Origin of the sequence: Bradyrhizobium sp. WSM2254 (assembly GCF_000472645.1) — a bacterium.
GTDB lineage: Bacteria > Pseudomonadota > Alphaproteobacteria > Rhizobiales > Xanthobacteraceae > Bradyrhizobium > Bradyrhizobium niftali.
Genome location: NZ_AXAB01000014.1, coordinates 152,249 through 168,551 on the forward strand (window position 1 = coordinate 152,249; position 16,303 = coordinate 168,551).

The following is a 16,303-nucleotide window of genomic DNA, read 5'->3' on the forward strand; positions in this document are numbered from 1 at the left end:
CACCAATGGACTTTCAACACTCCGCCCGTTCGCTGGAGCTCCAGGAGCGTGTCCGCCAGTTCATGCGGACACATGTCGAGCCGGTCGAGGAGCTCTATTACGAGCAGGTCAAGCCGGAAGCCACGCGCTACCGGACGCCGCAGGTTCTCCAGGACCTGAAGCCGTTGGCGCGCGAGCAGGGGCTCTGGAACCTGTTTCTGTCAGGTGGGCACGGACCGGGCCTCACCAACCTCGAATACGCCCCCGTGAAGGAGATCATGGGCCGCATCCTCTGGGCGCCCGAAATCTTCAACTGCTCGGCGCCCGATGTCGGCAACATGGAGGTGCTGGCGAACTACGGCACCCCGGCGCAGCAGGAGCGCTGGCTGAAGCCGCTGCTGGAGGGCCGCATCCGCTCCGGCTTCTCGATGACGGAGCCGCAGGTCGCCTCCAGCGATGCCACCAACATCCAATGCGAGATCAAACGCGACGGCGACAGCTACGTCATCAACGGCCGCAAATGGTTCACGTCAGGCGCAATGAACGAGGATTGCGAGATCCTGATCGTGATGGGCAAGACCGCGCCCGACCATCCCGATCGACATCGCCAGCAATCCATGATCCTGGTGCCGAAGGCGACGCCCGGCGTGCGCATCGTTCGCGACATGCTGACCTACGGCTATGACGACGCGCCGGTCGGCCACCCCGAGATCGTCTACGAGAACGTCCGCGTGCCAGCCGAGAACATCCTGCTCGGCGAGGGCCGCGGCTTCGAGATCGCGCAAGGCCGGCTCGGTCCCGGCCGCATCCACCATTGCATGCGGCTGATCGGCTGCGCCCAGCGTGCGCTGGAATTGATGTGCCAGCGCGCGGTGTCGCGCACAGCCTTCGGCAAGCCGCTCGCCGAGCAGGGCTCGGTGCGCGAGGACATCGCAAACTCCTTCTGCGAGATCGCGCAGGCGCGGCTCTTGACGCTGCAAGCCGCCGACAGGATGGACCGCGAAGGCAACAAGGCCGCGCGCGACCTGATCGCCGCGGCCAAGATCGTGGTGCCCAGCATGGCCGCCCGCGTCATCGACCGCGCCATCCAGATCCACGGCGCCGCCGGCGTCTCGCAGGACACTTTTTTGGCGCGAGCTTATGTCTACGCCCGCTTCATCCGCATCGGCGACGGGCCAGACCAGGTGCACCTGGCGGCGGTGGGCAAGGAGCTGATCAAGCGCGGCGGGGCGATGGGGTAGGGGTGTTGCGCTCCGCCAGGACCCGACGCCAACATCAACGCAAAATGAAAAGGCGCAGGCAAAGCCAGGGCCTTGCGCAAGCGGAATAAGCCGCTACGAAAGGAAAGCAGCGGGGTAGATACAACGCTATAGCGTCCTCGATAAAGGCTCAAAATGGCATTTCGCGTCTTGATCATCGGTGGCACGGGACAGGTTGGGGATGCGGTGGTGCGTGCACTGGCGGCAGAGCCGTCGTGCGCCGAAGTGGTGATGGTCAATCGCAGGGCGGCTTCTCCGAACGCCGATGCCCGCGTGCGACAGGTGATCCTGGATACGGCAGATGCCCAGTTCCCGGCAGAGGTGACCAAGGTTGCGCAGGGCATGGTCGCGCAAGGCGATCCCGTCTACGGGGCATCCTGTATCGGCGTCGGCAAGGGCAGTATGAAGTGGAGCGAGGCGGAGCTGACGGCCCTCGAAATTGGCGTCGTCGGTGGTTTTGCGCGCGGTTGTCACGCCGGCGGCATCACACGATTTTCTCTGCTCTCGGCCGCGGGAAGCACTGTGAAAAGCAGGATCCGTTATGCGCGGGTCATGGGCCTCAAGGAGGAGACGGTCCAAAAGACAGGCTTCCAGCGCCTCGCGATTTTTCGTCCGGGAATTATCGCAGGCAATGCTCACACCCCGGGCTACTTAGCTTGGCTGGGGCGTCTTATTCCGGGATCTTTTGGCACGATCGAGCAGGACGATATCGGGCGCGCCTTTGTCGCCGAGTTCATCAACAGCTCGGCCCCGAACGGGACCATCTATCTCGAGAACGAAGCGATGAGGCAGAGGTCTCGCGCTTTGAATGGTTCACCAAGTTAGACGGCTCAATATACGCGATCGCGCTAATACAAGGATGGTAGAGCTCTTGGGAAACCCATCACGCCCTGATTTGGTACTTGAAGACAGATCAGATGAACGCAATGACCCCCGCGATTGCAAACGCCGCTGCCATTTTATGCCTTCCCGTCAGACCGAAACGGTCACCCTGGTCTGGTGAGGATGTTCAGCTCAGGCGCGGGTTCAGTCCGGCGCGCCATCGCCATGATGACATCATGCCAGTGTCTTGCCCGATGCGTCAAATGCATTTCGTAAAATCAGCAGGACTTCGCGCCGGCGGCTAAGCCGTTGATATCGCTATCCCCAGCTACTGTGCATGGGGTTGTTTTCCGTTTGTTGTCGGGCGTGCTCGTCGCCGGCCTCGCGTCGACAGGCGCGCTGTCATCCCGCCTTGGCGGTGCGACTGTCCGACCGCAGGTTCTGGAAGAACTTCTCCACCTCGCGGGACAGCGTCTCCGCGGTCGCCGTCAGGCTGCTCGCGGCGGTCAGCACGGAGGATGCCGCCGTGTCGGTCTCGCCGATGGCGTCGCGCAGCGAGGTGATGTTGGCGACCAGGGTCTCGTTGCCCTGGGCAGCCGATTGCGCGTTGGAGGAGATCTCGCGCGTGGCCTGGTCCTGCTGGCCGACGGCGCCGGCAATCGCCGAGGTGACCTCGTTGATCTCGCGCACCGCGCCGCCGATCTCGCGCACGGCGTCGACCGCGTTGCGGGTGGAGGCCTGGATCATGGAGACATTCTCGCCGATCTCGGCGGTGGCCTTGGCGGTCTGGCCTGCGAGCGCTTTCACTTCATGCGCGACGACGGCAAAGCCGCGGCCGGCATCACCGGCGCGCGCGGCCTCGATGGTGGCGTTGAGCGCGAGCAGGTTGGTCTGCTCGGCGATCGCCTGGATCAGGTTGAGCACGCCGTCGATGCGCTGGGTGGCAGCCGCAAGGCTCTCGATCTCGGAGATCGATTTCTCGGTGCGCTGGCCGGTCTGCTCGACCGCGCCGGCGCTCTGCCGGACCTGCCGGCCGATCTCTTCGACGGAGGCCGACAGCTCCTCGGCGGCGCCTGCGACCGCCGTGACGTTGTGCGAGGCCTGCTCGCTGGCGTTTGCCGCCATCCCGGCGCGGTTGCTCGCATCCGCGGTGACGCGCGTGATGGTCTGCGCTGTCTCGCGCATGACCGAGGCGTTGTCGCTGAGGCCGCGCATGATCGCGCCGATCGCGTCGCGAAACTCCTCGACGGATTGCTCGATATGGCGGGCGCGCTGCTCGCGCGCGGCGGAATCCTGCGAGACCTGCGAGGCGAGTTTGCGGTTGCGCCCCATCGCGTCCTGGAAGATCTGGATCGCGCGGGCCAGCCCGCCGATCTCGTCGGCGCGGTGGCCGTACGGCACCACGACGTTCTCGGCGCCATCGGCGACCTGCTTGATGGTGGCGGTGATCGAGGCGAGCGGCCGGGCGATCGAGCGGGCGATGATGACGATGCCGATCACGACGAGCGCCAGCGCCACGCCGGCAAGGCAGGTCAGGAGGAAGGACAGGGCGCGGTTGGTCTCGGTCTGCTGTGCGATCTGCTTGGCGCGCTCGGCATAGACCTTGGACAGCGCCTCAAGATCCTTGTTCAGCGCCGAGCGCACGGCGCGGTTGGCGTCGTTGTCGCCCCATTCGCGGCCCGCGGCGGCATTGATCTCGATGCCGCGGCGGACCAGCTCCTTGCGGAACTCGACGAACTGCTCGATGCGCTTCCTGAAGGTGGCGAACTGCTCGGCATCGTCGTCCCTGACGATGGTTTCCCAGCGCTTCACGACGTCGAGGATCTGCGCGTTGAACTTGAGCAAGCCCTCGCCGTATTTCTTCACGACGGCAGGCTCCGTCGACATGTAGACGCCGCGCGATTCCATCACCACCGCGTAGACCAGCGAGTTGACGCGCTCGACGTTCAGCGCGGCCGCGTTCGCCGTCTCGATCGCGCTGGTCAGGTCGGCGCTGCGGCGGCTGTTGTAGTCGGACAGCATCGCGATCGCCGCCGTGAGCAGCGCGAACAGCGCGAAGATCGCATAGAGCTTGGTCGCAAGCGTGAAGCGGCCGGCGAGGCCGGCGGCATTCCCAGATCGGTCGATGGTCATGGTTTTCAGGGGCCCGAATGGCCTGAAGCGGCCGGTGAGCGCGGTTGTGTAGAATCTATGCAAAACTATGCGGAACGAAGATGGACGCGGCGTTAACGCCCGGCGCGGGAGCGCTTGCTCCGGCTTGAAGGAATGTGAGATATCTCAGTGATTTGGAGCGGCCTTGTCGGTTTCCGGCAGATCGGCCCGGGGATCGCTCGGCATGCCCGAAACATCGGCGTGCGCGCCGGCCGCCAGGCGCGTATTCCTGACGCCGGGCCGCCCTTGAGATCGGTCTGGAGTCGGCCGTTGGCCGACGAACCCCGGAGGGGACCTTGGTCTACCGCCATACAATCGACGCCACGACCTATGCCTTCCCGGATCTGCGCGACCTGCTCGCCAAGGCGACGCCGCCGCGCTCCGGCGACCGGCTGGCCGGAATTGCCGCTGCCAGCGCCGAGCAGATGATCGCGGCGCGGATGGCGCTCGCGGATGTCCCGCTCGGACAGTTCTTGCAGGAAGCCCTCATCCCCTACGAGACCGACGAGGTCACCCGCCTTGTCATCGACAGCCATGACGCAAGGGCCTTTGCGCCGGTGGCCTCGCTCACGGTCGGCGCCTTCCGCGACTGGCTGCTGTCGGACGCAGCGACGCCCGAGATCCTGCGCAAGCTCGCCCCCGGCATCACGCCGGAAATGGCGGCCGCGGTCTCGAAACTGATGCGCAACCAGGACCTGATCCTGGCGGCGCGGAAATGCGAGGTCACCACCGCCTTCCGCAACACCATCGGGCTGAAGGGGCGGATGAGCACGCGGCTCCAGCCCAACCATCCGTTCGACGACGCCAGGGGCATCACCGCCTCGATCCTCGACGGCATCCTGCTCGGTGCCGGCGATGCCTGCATCGGCATCAATCCGGCGAGCGACGATCCGGCCGTCATCGCACAATTGCTGCGGCTGCTCGACGAGATCATCGCGCGGCTGAAGATCCCGACGCAAGGCTGCGTGCTGACCCATGTCACGACGACGCTGTCGCTGATTGGGCAGGGCGTGCCGGTCGACCTCGTCTTTCAGTCGGTCGCCGGCACCGAGGCCGCCAACCGCAGCTTCGGCATCGACCTCGCCTTGCTCCGGGAAGCGCAGGAGGCCGGGCTGGCGCAGCGGCGCGGCACGGTTGGGCAGAACGTGATGTATTTCGAGACCGGCCAGGGCTCCGCGCTGTCCGCCAATGCCCATCACGGCGTCGACCAGCAGACCTGCGAGGCGCGCGCCTATGCGGTCGCGCGCGCCTATGCCCCGCTCCTGGTTAACAGCGTGGTCGGCTTCATCGGCCCGGAATATCTCTACGACGGCAAGGAAATCATCCGGGCGGGGCTGGAGGATCACTTTTGCGGCAAGCTGCTCGGCCTGCCGCTCGGGATCGACATCTGTTATACCAACCACGCCGAGGCGGACCAGGACGACATGGACAACCTGCTGACGCTGCTGGCGGCCGCCGGCGTCACCTTCATCATGGGTGTCCCCGGGGCCGACGACGTGATGCTGAACTACCAGTCGACGTCTTTTCACGACGCGCTCTACGTCCGCGACGTCTTCGGCCTGCGCCGCGCGCCGGAATTCGACGACTGGCTGGTGCAGTCGGGGATCGCGGGCGCCGATTTCCGTCTTGCCGGCGACGCAGGCCTGCTTCCCGATTTTGCCTCGCGGCTGATCGCGTGACGTGGCGGGAGCACCCGGGGGCTTGAGGAAACCATTGGTCCCTCTCGGAATTAAGCTCATGCCACAATATTGAGAAATTCCGGCGGCAGCATTACGGTGTGTGCCTGGCTGGCAATTTCCGCAGCTATGTCGAGCGTGGCGGGGGAGCTTTGATGCGAGCTGAAAGTAACGGTACCGCCCGGCGGATCCTGTGCGTGTTTCCCCGGTACACCTCGTCGTTCGGGACGTTCGAGCATTCCTATCCTTTGACCGACGGCGTCTGCGCCTTCATGCCCCCGCAGGGGCTTTTGCTGCTCGCGGCCTATCTGCCCGAGGACTGGGAGGTCAAATTCGTCGACGAGAATCTCCGTCGTGCGACCAAGGAAGAGTTCGCGTGGGCCGAGGCGGTCTTCGTCAGCGGCATGCACATCCAGCGCCAGCAGATGAACGACATCTGCCGCCGCGCCCATGAATTCGATCTCCCGGTCGCGCTCGGCGGTCCCTCCGTCAGCGCCTGCCCGGACTATTACCCGTCGTTCGACTATCTCCATGTCGGCGAGCTGGGCGACGCCACCAACCAGCTGATCGAGATTTTGGCGCGCGACACGTCGCGCCCCGGGGAGCAGGTGGTGCTCACCACCAAGGACCGCGTGCCGATGACGGAGTTTCCGATCCCGGCCTATGAGCTCGCCGACGTGAAGAAATACTTCCTCGGCAGCATCCAATATTCCAGCGGCTGCCCCTATCAGTGCGAGTTCTGCGATATCCCCGGTCTCTACGGTCGCAATCCGCGCCTCAAGTCGCCCGAGCAGATCATCGCGGAGCTCGACCGCCTGCGCGAATGCGGCATGACCGACACGGTCTATTTCGTCGACGACAATTTCATCGGCAACCGCAAGGCGGCGATGGACCTGCTGCCGCATCTGATCGAATGGCAGAAGCGGACCGGCTATGTGGTGCGGCTCGCCTGCGAGGCGACGCTCAACATCGCCAAGCGGCCAGAGATCCTCGAGAAGATGCGCGAGGCTTATTTCATCACCATCTTCTGCGGCATCGAGACGCCCGATCCCGATGCGCTGAAGGCGATGCACAAGGACCACAACATGATGGTCCCGATCCTCGAGGGCGTGCAGACGATCAACTCCTACGGCATGGAGGTGGTGTCCGGCATCATCATGGGACTCGACACCGACAAACCGAACACCTCTGAGGCGCTGCTCGCCTTTGTCGAGGAGTCCCGGATTCCGCTGCTCACGATCAACCTGCTCCAGGCGCTGCCGAAGACGCCGTTGTGGGACCGGCTGGAACGGGAAGGGCGCCTGATCGAGGACGACGGCCGCGATTCCAACGTCGACTTCCTGCTGCCCTATGACGACGTCGTCGCATCCTGGAAGCACGCCATGGGCGTCGCCTACGAGCCCGAGAAGGTCTACGCGCGCTTCCAGTATCAATGCGACCACGTTTATGTGCACCGCCTCAAGATGCCGACGCCGGACGAGATGAAGACCTGGCCCAACATCCGGCGCGGTCTCGTCATGCTGCGCAATATCTTCTGGAAGGTCGGCGTGCTCGGCGACTACAAGCGCGTGTTCTGGAAGTTCGCGCTGGGTCGCATCAAGCTCGGCGACCTCGAGGGTCTGATCGGCTGCACCCTGATCGCGCACCATCTCATCACCTTTGCGCGCGCGGCCTCCAGCGGCAAGCAGAACGCCTCGAACTATTCGATCCGGCTGCGCGAGGCTTCCGTTCCCGCCGAATGACGCAACATGTCTGATCCGGCCGTCCCGCGCCGTCCGACCCTCGATCTGCGATCGTTCACGCCCGCGCGCGTTGCGCTGGGCCGCAGCGGCGCGAGCGTTCCGACGCGGGCGTTGCTCGATTTCACACTGGACCACGCCCGCGCCCGCGATGCCGTGCACGCGGTCCTCGATGCGCCGCTTCTGGTCGCAGATCTCGATGCGCTCGGACTCGCCGTCACCGAGGCGAGGAGCCAGGCGCTCGACCGCAGGGACTATCTGCGGCGGCCGGATCTGGGACGGCAGCTTGATGCCGGCTCGGTCGAGGCTCTGGCGCGAATCGCCTCAAGGCCATGCCAGCTTGCGGTCGTAATCGGCGACGGCCTGTCGGCGGCGGCGGTCCACGCCCATGCGGTGGCGCTGGTGACGCGCCTGCTGCCGCTGCTCGCAGCCGACGATGGTGTCGCGCTCGGCCATGTCGTCGTCGCATCAGGCGCGCGCGTCGCGCTCGGCGACGAGATCGGCGCCATTCTCGGCGCGCGCATGGTCGTGACGCTGATCGGCGAGCGGCCCGGCCTGTCCGCGCCCGACAGTCTCGGTGCCTATCTGACCTTCGCGCCGAAGCCGGGCCGCACCGATGCCGAGCGGAACTGCGTGTCGAACATCCACTACGCTGGGTTGAGCTATGACGAGGCCGCCTTCAAGATCGCCTGGCTCGTCCGCGAGGGGCTGGCAAGGGAGGTCACCGGCGTAGCCCTGAAAGACGAGAGCGCGGACCGGGCACCGCGTCGAATTGGCACGGCCTTGCCCGAATAACGGGCATTCCGGCAAAATCGCCACATCTTGATCGATTTGGCCACACTTCGCCTGCTTGCGAGGGAGGCTATGGACCTGCTAAACCCCTCGCGGCGATTTTCCGCGCATTTTCAAAGGGCAAGCCTCCCATTGGTATGGCGTTTTCAAGCCGTTCGCGGAGCGCAATAAGCTCACAGCTAGAGCCGATTTAGGAACTGGATAAGGCATGCTCGAAAAGCACAGCGAGAGTGAGGTTCATGTCGACAAGGTCGAGCAGGGGCCAGCGTCCTCCATCGCCTTCGGGCTGGAGCGCATCGGGCTGATCGCCGTCCGCGCGCCGATCGTCTCCTGCGTCGTCCTCCTCATCCTGATCGTCGGCGCCGTTTTCGGCATCCACCGGATCAAGATCGACGATTCGCTGTCGCAGCTGTTCCGCTCCGACACCCGCGAATTCCACCAGTATGAAGAGGTGACAAAGAAGTTTCCGGCCGAGGAATTCGACGTCCTCGTCGTGGTCGAAGGCAAGGACCTGCTGGCCCGGAAAAACCTCGAGAAGCTGCGCGACTTCATCACCGACATGCAGCTGGTCGAAGGCACGCGCGGGCTGGTCTCGCTGTTCTCGGCGCGCCAGGCGCCGGCGCCGGGCAAGCTGCCGGCGGCGCTGTTCCCGCCCGAGCTGCCCGAGGGCGCGGCCTATGACAAGTTCATCGAGACCGTCAAGAACAACGAGATCATCCGCGGCAAGCTGTTGTCGGAGGACGGCACGCTTGCCCTGGTCGTGCTGTCGCTCGATCCGGAGGTGGTCGCCTCCAGCAAGCTGACCAAGACCGTCGCCGACATCCGCGCGCTGATGAAGGAGGATCTCGGCGACACCGGGCTCAACGTGCAGCTCTCCGGCGTGCCGGTGATGCAGCTCGAGATCCGCAACGCGGTCGAGCGCGACGGGCTGACCTACAACATCCTCGGCATTCTCGCCGGCTGCGTCATCGCCATCATCTTCTTCCGCAAGATCTCGTTCATGATCGCGGCCGCGTTCCCGCCGATGATCGCGATCCTGCTGGCGCTCGGCGCGCTCGGCTGGGCCAACTTCAATCTCAACATGTTCCTGAACGTGATGACGCCGCTCATCATGGTCATCAGCTTCTCGGACTCGATGCAGCTGACCTTCGCCGCGCGCGACCGGTTGATCGCGGGCCAGGACAAGTTCACCGCGTTCAAGAACGCGGTGCTGGTGGTGGGGCCGGCCTGCGTGCTGACGCACGGCACCGCCGGCATTTCCTTCATCGCGCTCCAGTTCTCCAGCTCCGACCTGATCCGCAAATTCGGCGAGGCAGGGCTCGCCGCCACCATCATCGCGCTGGTCGCGGTGCTGTCGCTGGTGCCGGTGTTCGGCGTGCTGTTCGTGCGCAACGAGAAGGTCTTTGCGGTCAAGTTCCAGAGCGCGGATGCCGGCGTCCAGGCGCTGCGCAATTTCTGCTACTGGATCGCGGTGCGCATGGTCGGCCGGCCCGGCCTGTTCAGCCTGATCGCGGTGCTGTTCGTCGGCGGCCTCGGCGTCATTTACGCCAATCTGGAGCCGCGCTACCGGCTTGCCGACCAGGTGCCGGACAAGCGCCAGGCGGTTGCCGCCAGCGACCGGCTCGATGCCAAGCTCACCGGCGCCAACCCGGTCAACGTGCTGATCCAGTTCCCTAAAGGTGAATCGCTCTATTCGCCGGAGACGCTGCAGACGATCGCCGACGTGCATGCGACCGTGGAGAAGGCGGCCGGTGTCGGCAATGTCTGGTCGGTCGAGACCCTGCGCCGCTGGCTCACGGAAAAGGCCGGCAGCGCCGACGTTGCGACCTTGAAGGAATATGTCAGCGTGATTCCCGAGCATCTGGTGCGGCGGTTCATCGACGCCGAGCAGGATGCGGTCGTGGTCGCAGGCCGCGTGCCGGATAAGGATTCCAGCCAGCTTCTGCCGATCGTGGACAAGCTCGATTCCGAGCTCGACGCCGTTCGCAAGAAACATCCCGGCTACGAGGTCGCGGTGACGGGCCTTGCCGCCATCGCGGCGCGCAACTCGGCCAGCATGATCGAGAAGCTGAATCGCGGGCTCACGGTGGAATTCGCGCTGGTCGCGATCTTCATCGGCCTCGCCTTTCGCTCCTGGGTGGTGATGTTCGCCTGCGTCCTGCCGGGCATCTTCCCCGTCGTGATGTCGGGAACGGTGCTGTGGGCGATGGGCGAGGGGCTGCAATTCGCCAGCGTCGTCGCGCTCACCGTCTCGTTCGGCCTGGGGCTGAGCGCCACCATCCACTTCCTCAACCGCCTCAGGCTGGAGAGCAAGCCGGGCGTCGGCTCGGCGCTCGCGGTGGAGCGGGCGACCGTTCTGGTCGGACCGGCGCTGATCCTGACCACGGTGGTGCTGGCCTGCGGCCTCGTCGTCACCGTGTTCTCCGACCTGCCGTCACTGCGGCTGTTCGGCTGGCTCAGCGCCTTCTCGATGGTCATGGCCCTCGTCGCAGACCTCTTCATCCTGCGGCCGACGGCGATGTGGCTGATCAACCTGCACGCCAAGCTTCAGGGCGCGGACAAGCGCGCGATCTGAGCGTGGGGCGGCGAACGGCACGCCACGCTCACGCTTCGACGCGAATGATGCCGTACGGATTGAACTTGAAGTCGTCCTCGGCGTAGTCCTGCTCCCGCGTCAGCGTGAGCTTGCGGTCGCGGAGCGTCGCTTCGATACCGCGCTCGGCCATCGCGTTGGCGAGCTCCTCCATCAGCATGACCGCGGCCCATTCGTTGCCGCGCGATTTCGCGACATAGATCTCCGGCAGGCCGACGAGGTGATAGCCGACGGTTTCGTTGTAGCGATCACCGCCGAGTGGGCGCTTGGCGAAAGCAAGACGACATGTTTTGGCGACAGCGAGAGTCACGGCAAGACCCTGACCGGTGCTCGCGCCCTTGCGCGCCTGACCGGCCAGTTGCCGCCACCGATCGAGGCCATGGGCAACGCCCGCGCTTTCGCCCTTCACGGCGGTGGCACCGGTCTCGATCATCTCCTCGACGATGCGCAAGGCCGCCGCCGAATAGGCGACCGTCTTCTGCTGCTCCATCGGCGGGCTCAGTACATAGAGCACTGATTTATGGTTGGCCACGGCGGCGTCGTCGGTGGCGGACCAGGCTTTCGGGAAGACGCGGTCCCAGCACACGCCAAAAGAGCGCTCCATATGCGGATCGGGTCGGGCCTGCGAATAGGTGCGGTCGATCTCGAAGCCGAAATCCGCGATCGTCCTGGCCACGGCCTCCGGCGGGTGCAGCAGGCTTTCGTCCTTGCCGAGGAAGCAGAGCGCGTGACGCGGTTTGACCGACGAAGGCTGCATGCCCGCCCCTCGCTGGATTGACGGTTGATGATTGGCCCATGCGCGACTGGTTGCGAACAGTCCGGCGGCCTTGAGCAGGTTTCTGCGTATGTGGTCCATGTCAGCAAAAAGCCCCCGGCTCGCGAGAACCGGGGGCGTGTTCCTCTCGACGCGGGACGGGCGTCAGCCCTTCGTCATCGTGATGTTGACGCCGCGGATCTCGCCCTTGGAGCTGATCTGCACCGTCTGCTTGGTGCCGTTGGTGCGCAGCGACAGGTTGGCGGCGAAGCCGTTGGCCTCGACGAACACCTCGATCTGGCCGCCGCCGGCGGTGCCCTGGAGATTGCCGAAGATGTTGCGGCTGGCCTCGCTCCAGTTGCCGGAGATGCGGTCGCCCTGGCTCGTCACGTCGCTGGTGAGGTCGAACTTGTAGCTGTCGGACGCGCAGTGCAGCGCCTGCTTCAGGTTGAGACCGCTGCCGGCGACCTTGTAGTCCGCCTTGCAGCGAATGCGCTCGGTGGAGCCGTCGGACAGCGACACCGTGCCGGTTCCGGTCCACGCGCCGTCGAAACCGGCAAACGGTCCGGACGACTGTGCGTGGCTTGCCGAAACCGAGAAGAGCAGCGCCGCCCCAATGCCGGCCGCCTTGATTGCCAGTCCAGATCGCCCGAAGAATTTCATCACAAATATCCCGTTTTGGAACGACGTCCGCTCAAGATCAGAACGTCTCGCCACATCGAAGGTTTAGTGTTCCGAGCCTGTGTCAGGTTCAAAGCCTGGCCGCCAGGGACGGTGGTTCACGAAGTCCCTGCGCCATGCCCGGCGGCCGCGATTTCCCGTGTTTCGACGTGTTTCTGGCCGAAACGGAGGGGCAGAGAGATGCAGCTCTGCAACAGGCGTGCAGTAAAATGCGGGCTACCTGAATTATGACGTAGTATCAACCTCTTACATCTGCCAATGAAGGTGCAGGGAAGACCTGATTTGGAGGTGTGGCGCCAATTTGGCCGCATTTTCCAGTGCTTGTGCCTTCTCCGAGGCCGCATGTTCCGCGGCGACTAGCCATCAGAACAATCCGTTCCGGTCGTCCGCCCTGTGCTGTCCGGGATCGGTGCGATTCTGCCGTCAGAATGAAGGAATACAATGCGTAAGCTTCTCGTCGCTCTCACCCTGCTGTCGGCATCCCTTTCCACGGCGGCATTTGCCCAGGCAGGGCGCGGCACGGACAGCGAGCAGAAGGCCTGCACGCGCGATGTGCAGAAGTTCTGCCGTCCGGTCATCGACCAGGGCGATTTCACCATCCTGGCCTGCCTGAAGGAGAACCGGGCCAAGATCTCGCAGGCCTGCGACCAGGTCCTGAAGAACCACAACCAGTAAGCTCGGCCATTGGCCCACAAGGGCGGCCCCGGGGCCGCTTTTTCGGGGCCGATCCGCGAAGGGCAGCCGTCGCGAGACAGGATTGGTTTTGCGGCCGTATTCCCCTATATGGGGGCCGCGGCGGCATCGCCGGCATGAGCCCGCGCGAGCGAAAAGCCCTTCCTGTCCAAACGATTGTAAACCAGCCCTCGATGACCTCTGCGAGCGAATTGCGATCCGGCAAGGGTGACCGCGACGAGAATTTTCCCGTCGCGTCCTGGATCATTCATCCGCGTCATCGCGCGCTGATCCTGGCGTATTACAATTTCGTCCGCACCGCCGACGACATCGCCGACCACGCGACGCTGCCACCCGACCAGAAGCTCGCCTATCTCGACCTGCTCGAGGCGGAACTGCTCGGCAAGGGCGACACCCAGGCCGAGGCTGTCAGCCTGCGGCGCGCGCTGGCCGAGCGCGGCATGGCGCCGCGCCATGCGCTCGACGTGCTCATCGCCTTCCGCATGGACGTGACCAAGCTGCGCTACGAGAACTGGGACGAGGTGATCCACTATTGCCGCTACTCGGCGATGCCGGTCGGCCGTTTCATGCTCGACGTCCATGGCGAGAGCACCTCGACCTGGGCCGCATCGGACGCGCTTTGCGCGGCGCTCCAGATCAACAACCACCTCCAGGATTGCGGCAAGGATTTTCGCGAGCTCAACCGCGTCTACCTGCCGCGCGATGCGCTGGCCGCGAGCGGCGCCTCGGTCGAGCAGCTCGGCCTTGCCCAGTCGCCGCCGGCGATGCTGGCCTGCCTGCAGGCGCTTGCCGTGCGCAACGAGGCGCTGCTCGACGAGGGCAGGTCGCTGAGCGCGGAGATCCGGGATTTCCGCCTCGGCGTCGACGTCTCGGTGATCCAGGCCTTTGCCGATCGCATCGTGCGCCTGCTCAAGGTACGCGATCCCCTGCGCGAGCGCGTGCATCTCAACAAGTTCGAGCTCCTCACCTTCAGCCTCGCCGGCATGATCGGCGAAGTCGGCCGCCGCGCGATCGGACGCAAGGCCATTTCCAGACCGGGGACTGCACATGACGCTTGAGGCGACCTCGCCCGGCGCCAGTTATGGCTCGACCGCATCCGGCAGCTCGTTCTACGCCGCGATGCGCATCCTGCCGCATGACCAGCGCGAAGCGATGTTCCAGATCTACAGCTTCTGCCGGCAGGTCGACGACATCGCCGATTCCGACGGTCCGCGCGAGGAGCGGCTCGCCGCGCTTCAGGCGTGGCGCAACGACATCGACGCGCTCTATCAGGGCAATCCGCCGCCGCGGCTGAAGGACTACGTCGCCTCGGTGAAGACCTTCGGGCTCAAGCGCGAGGATTTCCTGGCCATCGTCGACGGCATGGAGATGGACGTGCCGCAGGACATCCGCGCGCCCGACATGGCGACGCTCGATCTCTATTGCGATCGGGTTGCCAGCGCCGTGGGACGGCTGTCGGTGCGGGTGTTCGGCATGCCGGAAGAGGACGGCATCCTGCTCGCCCATCATCTCGGCCGCGCGCTCCAGCTCACCAACATCCTGCGCGACATCGACGAGGACGCGGGCCTCGGCCGGCTCTATCTGCCGCGCGAAGCGCTGCTGCATGCCGGCATCACTTCCGACGATCCGAACCGCGTCATCGCCGAGCGGGCGCTGCCGAAGGTCTGCCTGCCGCTGACGCAGCGTGCGAAGGTGCATTTCGAGAAGTCGGACGAGATCATGAACCGCAACAAGCGCCGCGCCGTGCGTGCGCCGAGGATCATGTCGAAATACTATCATTCCATTCTGGACCTCCTGATCGCGCGCGGCTTCAACGCGCCGCGCGAGCCGGTGCGTGTGTCGAAGGTCACACGCATCCTGATCCTGCTCCGTTACGCTTTCATCTGATGCAAAACACAGCTCACATCATCGGCGCTGGAATTTCCGGCCTCTCCGCCGCCGTGCGGCTCGCCAACGCCGGCTTCAAGGTCGCCGTGCACGAGGCGACGCACCAGGCCGGCGGCCGCTGCCGTTCCTATTTCGACGGCGCCACCAACCTCACCATCGACAACGGCAATCATCTGCTGCTGTCGGGCAACAGCCATGCGCGCGCCTATGCGCGCGCGATCGGATCCGAGGCGGGCCTGGTCGGCCCTGACAGCGCGCAGTTTCCCTTCGTCGATATCAAGACCGGGCAGCGCTGGCAGATCGATCTCGGCGCCGGCCGGCTGCCGACCTGGGTGCTCGACGAAAGCCGCCGCGTTCCCGACACCGGCCTCACCGACTATCTCAAGCTGGCGCCGCTGATCTGGGCGTCGGAGGCGACGCTGGTCGGCAAGTCCATTCCTACCGAAGGCGTGCTCTATCAGCGCCTGGTGCAGCCGCTGCTGCTCGCCGCCCTCAACGTCGATCCGCCCGAGGGTTCGGCCGGGCTCGCCGGCGCGATCGTGCGCGAGACGCTGCTCGCCGGCGGACAGGCCTGCCGTCCGCTGATCGCGCGCGACGGCCTCAGCGCCGTGCTGATCGAGCCCGCCGTGAAGTTCTTGGCTGAGCGTGGCCACTCGGTTCAACTCGGCCATGAGCTGCGCTCGTTCGTGACCAGTGACGGCAAGGCCGCCGCGCTGAATTTCGGCGGCGAGGACGTGATCAAGCTTGCCGACGGCGATGTCGTCGTGATGGCGGTGCCGCCGCGTTCCGCCTCGAGCCTGCTGCCGGGCCTGAAGACGCCGACCGAATTCCGCGCCATCGTGAATGCGCATTTCCGAATTGAGCCGCCGCCGGGCTCGCCGCCGATCCTGGGCGTGATCGGCGGCGTCGTGGAATGGCTGTTCGCGTTCCCGAACCGGCTCTCGGTGACCATCAGCAATGGCGACCGTCTCGTCGACATGCCGCGCGAGGAACTCGCGCAGGCGATCTGGAATGACGTCTGCGAGGCAGGCGGCGTCTCCGGCGAGCTGCCTCCCTGGCAGATCGTGCGAGAACGCCGCGCCACCTTTGCCGCCACGCCGGCGCAGAATGCCCTGCGTCCGGGGCCGGTCACCGCGCTGAAAAACCTGTTCCTCGCCGGTGACTGGACTGCTACGGGATTGCCTGCAACCATCGAGGGATCGGTCCGGTCCGGTGATCGCGCCGCCGATCTGGTGCTGGCCGCGCAGCGGCGCTGACGGGAATTTGTCCCGGTCAAT

Annotated in this window: 13 protein-coding genes; 10 read left to right on the forward strand and 3 right to left on the reverse strand. The window is 65.2% G+C overall.

Features of this window, described 5'->3' with window-relative positions; translation table 11 throughout:
* The first annotated feature begins 5 nt into the window (after positions 1 to 5).
* Positions 6 to 1,220 carry an acyl-CoA dehydrogenase family protein gene (locus A3M7_RS0111530; RefSeq protein WP_027544081.1) on the forward strand — a complete coding sequence of 405 codons (1,215 nt, stop codon included), beginning with the start codon at positions 6 to 8 and terminating at the stop codon, positions 1,218 to 1,220.
* Between the two features lie 153 nt (positions 1,221 to 1,373).
* Complete coding sequence (locus A3M7_RS0111535; protein ID WP_027544082.1) at positions 1,374 to 2,063, forward strand: NAD-dependent epimerase/dehydratase family protein; 690 nt, start codon at positions 1,374 to 1,376, stop codon at positions 2,061 to 2,063.
* Positions 2,064 to 2,462: 399 nt separating this feature from the next.
* Here A3M7_RS0111535 and A3M7_RS0111540 read toward each other — a convergent pair whose 3' ends face one another.
* Positions 2,463 to 4,193, reverse strand: a complete 1,731-nt coding sequence (locus tag A3M7_RS0111540; RefSeq protein WP_027544083.1) for a methyl-accepting chemotaxis protein — start codon at positions 4,191 to 4,193, stop codon at positions 2,463 to 2,465.
* Between the two features lie 314 nt (positions 4,194 to 4,507).
* On the opposite strand from A3M7_RS0111540, the gene A3M7_RS0111545 reads away from it, so the two are divergent.
* The 4 genes from A3M7_RS0111545 (at position 4,508) to A3M7_RS0111560 (ending at position 10,993) form a co-directional block, all read left to right on the forward strand.
* The gene (locus A3M7_RS0111545) at positions 4,508 to 5,890 is read left to right on the forward strand and encodes an ethanolamine ammonia-lyase subunit EutB (protein ID WP_027544084.1); all 1,383 of its coding nucleotides are present in this window, start codon (positions 4,508 to 4,510) and stop codon (positions 5,888 to 5,890) included.
* A 152-nt stretch (positions 5,891 to 6,042) separates the two neighbouring features.
* Positions 6,043 to 7,629, forward strand: coding sequence for a B12-binding domain-containing radical SAM protein (locus A3M7_RS0111550; RefSeq protein WP_027544085.1), 1,587 nt, complete (start codon positions 6,043 to 6,045; stop codon positions 7,627 to 7,629).
* Positions 7,630 to 7,635: 6 nt separating this feature from the next.
* Complete coding sequence (eutC, locus tag A3M7_RS0111555) at positions 7,636 to 8,421, forward strand: ethanolamine ammonia-lyase subunit EutC (protein ID WP_027544086.1); 786 nt, start codon at positions 7,636 to 7,638, stop codon at positions 8,419 to 8,421.
* A gap of 205 nt (positions 8,422 to 8,626) precedes the next feature.
* Positions 8,627 to 10,993 carry an RND family transporter gene (locus tag A3M7_RS0111560; RefSeq protein WP_027544087.1) on the forward strand — a complete coding sequence of 789 codons (2,367 nt, stop codon included), beginning with the start codon at positions 8,627 to 8,629 and terminating at the stop codon, positions 10,991 to 10,993.
* Positions 10,994 to 11,021: 28 nt separating this feature from the next.
* Here A3M7_RS0111560 and A3M7_RS0111565 read toward each other — a convergent pair whose 3' ends face one another.
* Both A3M7_RS0111565 and A3M7_RS0111570 read right to left on the reverse strand, forming a co-directional pair.
* A complete protein-coding gene (locus A3M7_RS0111565; RefSeq protein ID WP_027544088.1) occupies positions 11,022 to 11,867 on the reverse strand; it encodes a hypothetical protein in 846 nt (281 codons plus the stop codon).
* Between the two features lie 63 nt (positions 11,868 to 11,930).
* On the reverse strand, positions 11,931 to 12,428 hold the full coding sequence (locus A3M7_RS0111570; protein ID WP_027544089.1) for a hypothetical protein: 498 nt from the start codon (positions 12,426 to 12,428) through the stop codon (positions 11,931 to 11,933).
* Positions 12,429 to 12,887: 459 nt separating this feature from the next.
* Here A3M7_RS0111570 and A3M7_RS48440 point away from each other — a divergent pair, with 459 nt between their 5' ends.
* The 4 genes from A3M7_RS48440 to hpnE all read left to right on the forward strand — a co-directional run bounded on the left by A3M7_RS48440 (position 12,888) and on the right by hpnE (position 16,282).
* On the forward strand, positions 12,888 to 13,121 hold the full coding sequence (locus tag A3M7_RS48440; protein ID WP_008144014.1) for a hypothetical protein: 234 nt from the start codon (positions 12,888 to 12,890) through the stop codon (positions 13,119 to 13,121).
* Positions 13,122 to 13,312: 191 nt separating this feature from the next.
* Positions 13,313 to 14,197 carry a squalene synthase HpnC gene (gene hpnC, locus A3M7_RS0111580; protein WP_027544090.1) on the forward strand — a complete coding sequence of 295 codons (885 nt, stop codon included), beginning with the start codon at positions 13,313 to 13,315 and terminating at the stop codon, positions 14,195 to 14,197.
* Positions 14,187 to 15,026 carry a presqualene diphosphate synthase HpnD gene (gene hpnD, locus A3M7_RS0111585; RefSeq protein ID WP_027544091.1) on the forward strand — a complete coding sequence of 280 codons (840 nt, stop codon included), beginning with the start codon at positions 14,187 to 14,189 and terminating at the stop codon, positions 15,024 to 15,026. The genes hpnC and hpnD overlap by 11 nt, the downstream gene beginning before the upstream one ends.
* Positions 15,026 to 16,282, forward strand: a complete 1,257-nt coding sequence (gene hpnE / locus A3M7_RS0111590) for a hydroxysqualene dehydroxylase HpnE (RefSeq protein ID WP_027544092.1) — start codon at positions 15,026 to 15,028, stop codon at positions 16,280 to 16,282. The genes hpnD and hpnE overlap by 1 nt, the downstream gene beginning before the upstream one ends.
* Positions 16,283 to 16,303 lie beyond the last annotated feature (21 nt).

What these genes read in the sequence shown, in the direction of transcription:
- A3M7_RS0111560 (WP_027544087.1), top strand. Translation starts at nt 8,627, where the DNA reads ATGCTCGAAAAGCACAGCGAGAGTGAGGTTCATGTCGACAAGGTCGAG.
- A3M7_RS48440 (WP_008144014.1), top strand. Translation starts at nt 12,888, where the DNA reads ATGCGTAAGCTTCTCGTCGCTCTCACCCTGCTGTCGGCATCCCTTTCC.
- eutC (WP_027544086.1), top strand. Translation starts at nt 7,636, where the DNA reads ATGTCTGATCCGGCCGTCCCGCGCCGTCCGACCCTCGATCTGCGATCG.
- hpnD (WP_027544091.1), top strand. Translation starts at nt 14,187, where the DNA reads ATGACGCTTGAGGCGACCTCGCCCGGCGCCAGTTATGGCTCGACCGCA.
- A3M7_RS0111565 (WP_027544088.1), bottom strand. Translation starts at nt 11,867, where the DNA reads ATGGACCACATACGCAGAAACCTGCTCAAGGCCGCCGGACTGTTCGCA.
- A3M7_RS0111540 (WP_027544083.1), bottom strand. Translation starts at nt 4,193, where the DNA reads ATGACCATCGACCGATCTGGGAATGCCGCCGGCCTCGCCGGCCGCTTC.
- hpnC (WP_027544090.1), top strand. Translation starts at nt 13,313, where the DNA reads ATGACCTCTGCGAGCGAATTGCGATCCGGCAAGGGTGACCGCGACGAG.
- A3M7_RS0111550 (WP_027544085.1), top strand. Translation starts at nt 6,043, where the DNA reads ATGCGAGCTGAAAGTAACGGTACCGCCCGGCGGATCCTGTGCGTGTTT.
- hpnE (WP_027544092.1), top strand. Translation starts at nt 15,026, where the DNA reads ATGCAAAACACAGCTCACATCATCGGCGCTGGAATTTCCGGCCTCTCC.
- A3M7_RS0111535 (WP_027544082.1), top strand. Translation starts at nt 1,374, where the DNA reads ATGGCATTTCGCGTCTTGATCATCGGTGGCACGGGACAGGTTGGGGAT.
- A3M7_RS0111570 (WP_027544089.1), bottom strand. Translation starts at nt 12,428, where the DNA reads ATGAAATTCTTCGGGCGATCTGGACTGGCAATCAAGGCGGCCGGCATT.
- A3M7_RS0111530 (WP_027544081.1), top strand. Translation starts at nt 6, where the DNA reads ATGGACTTTCAACACTCCGCCCGTTCGCTGGAGCTCCAGGAGCGTGTC.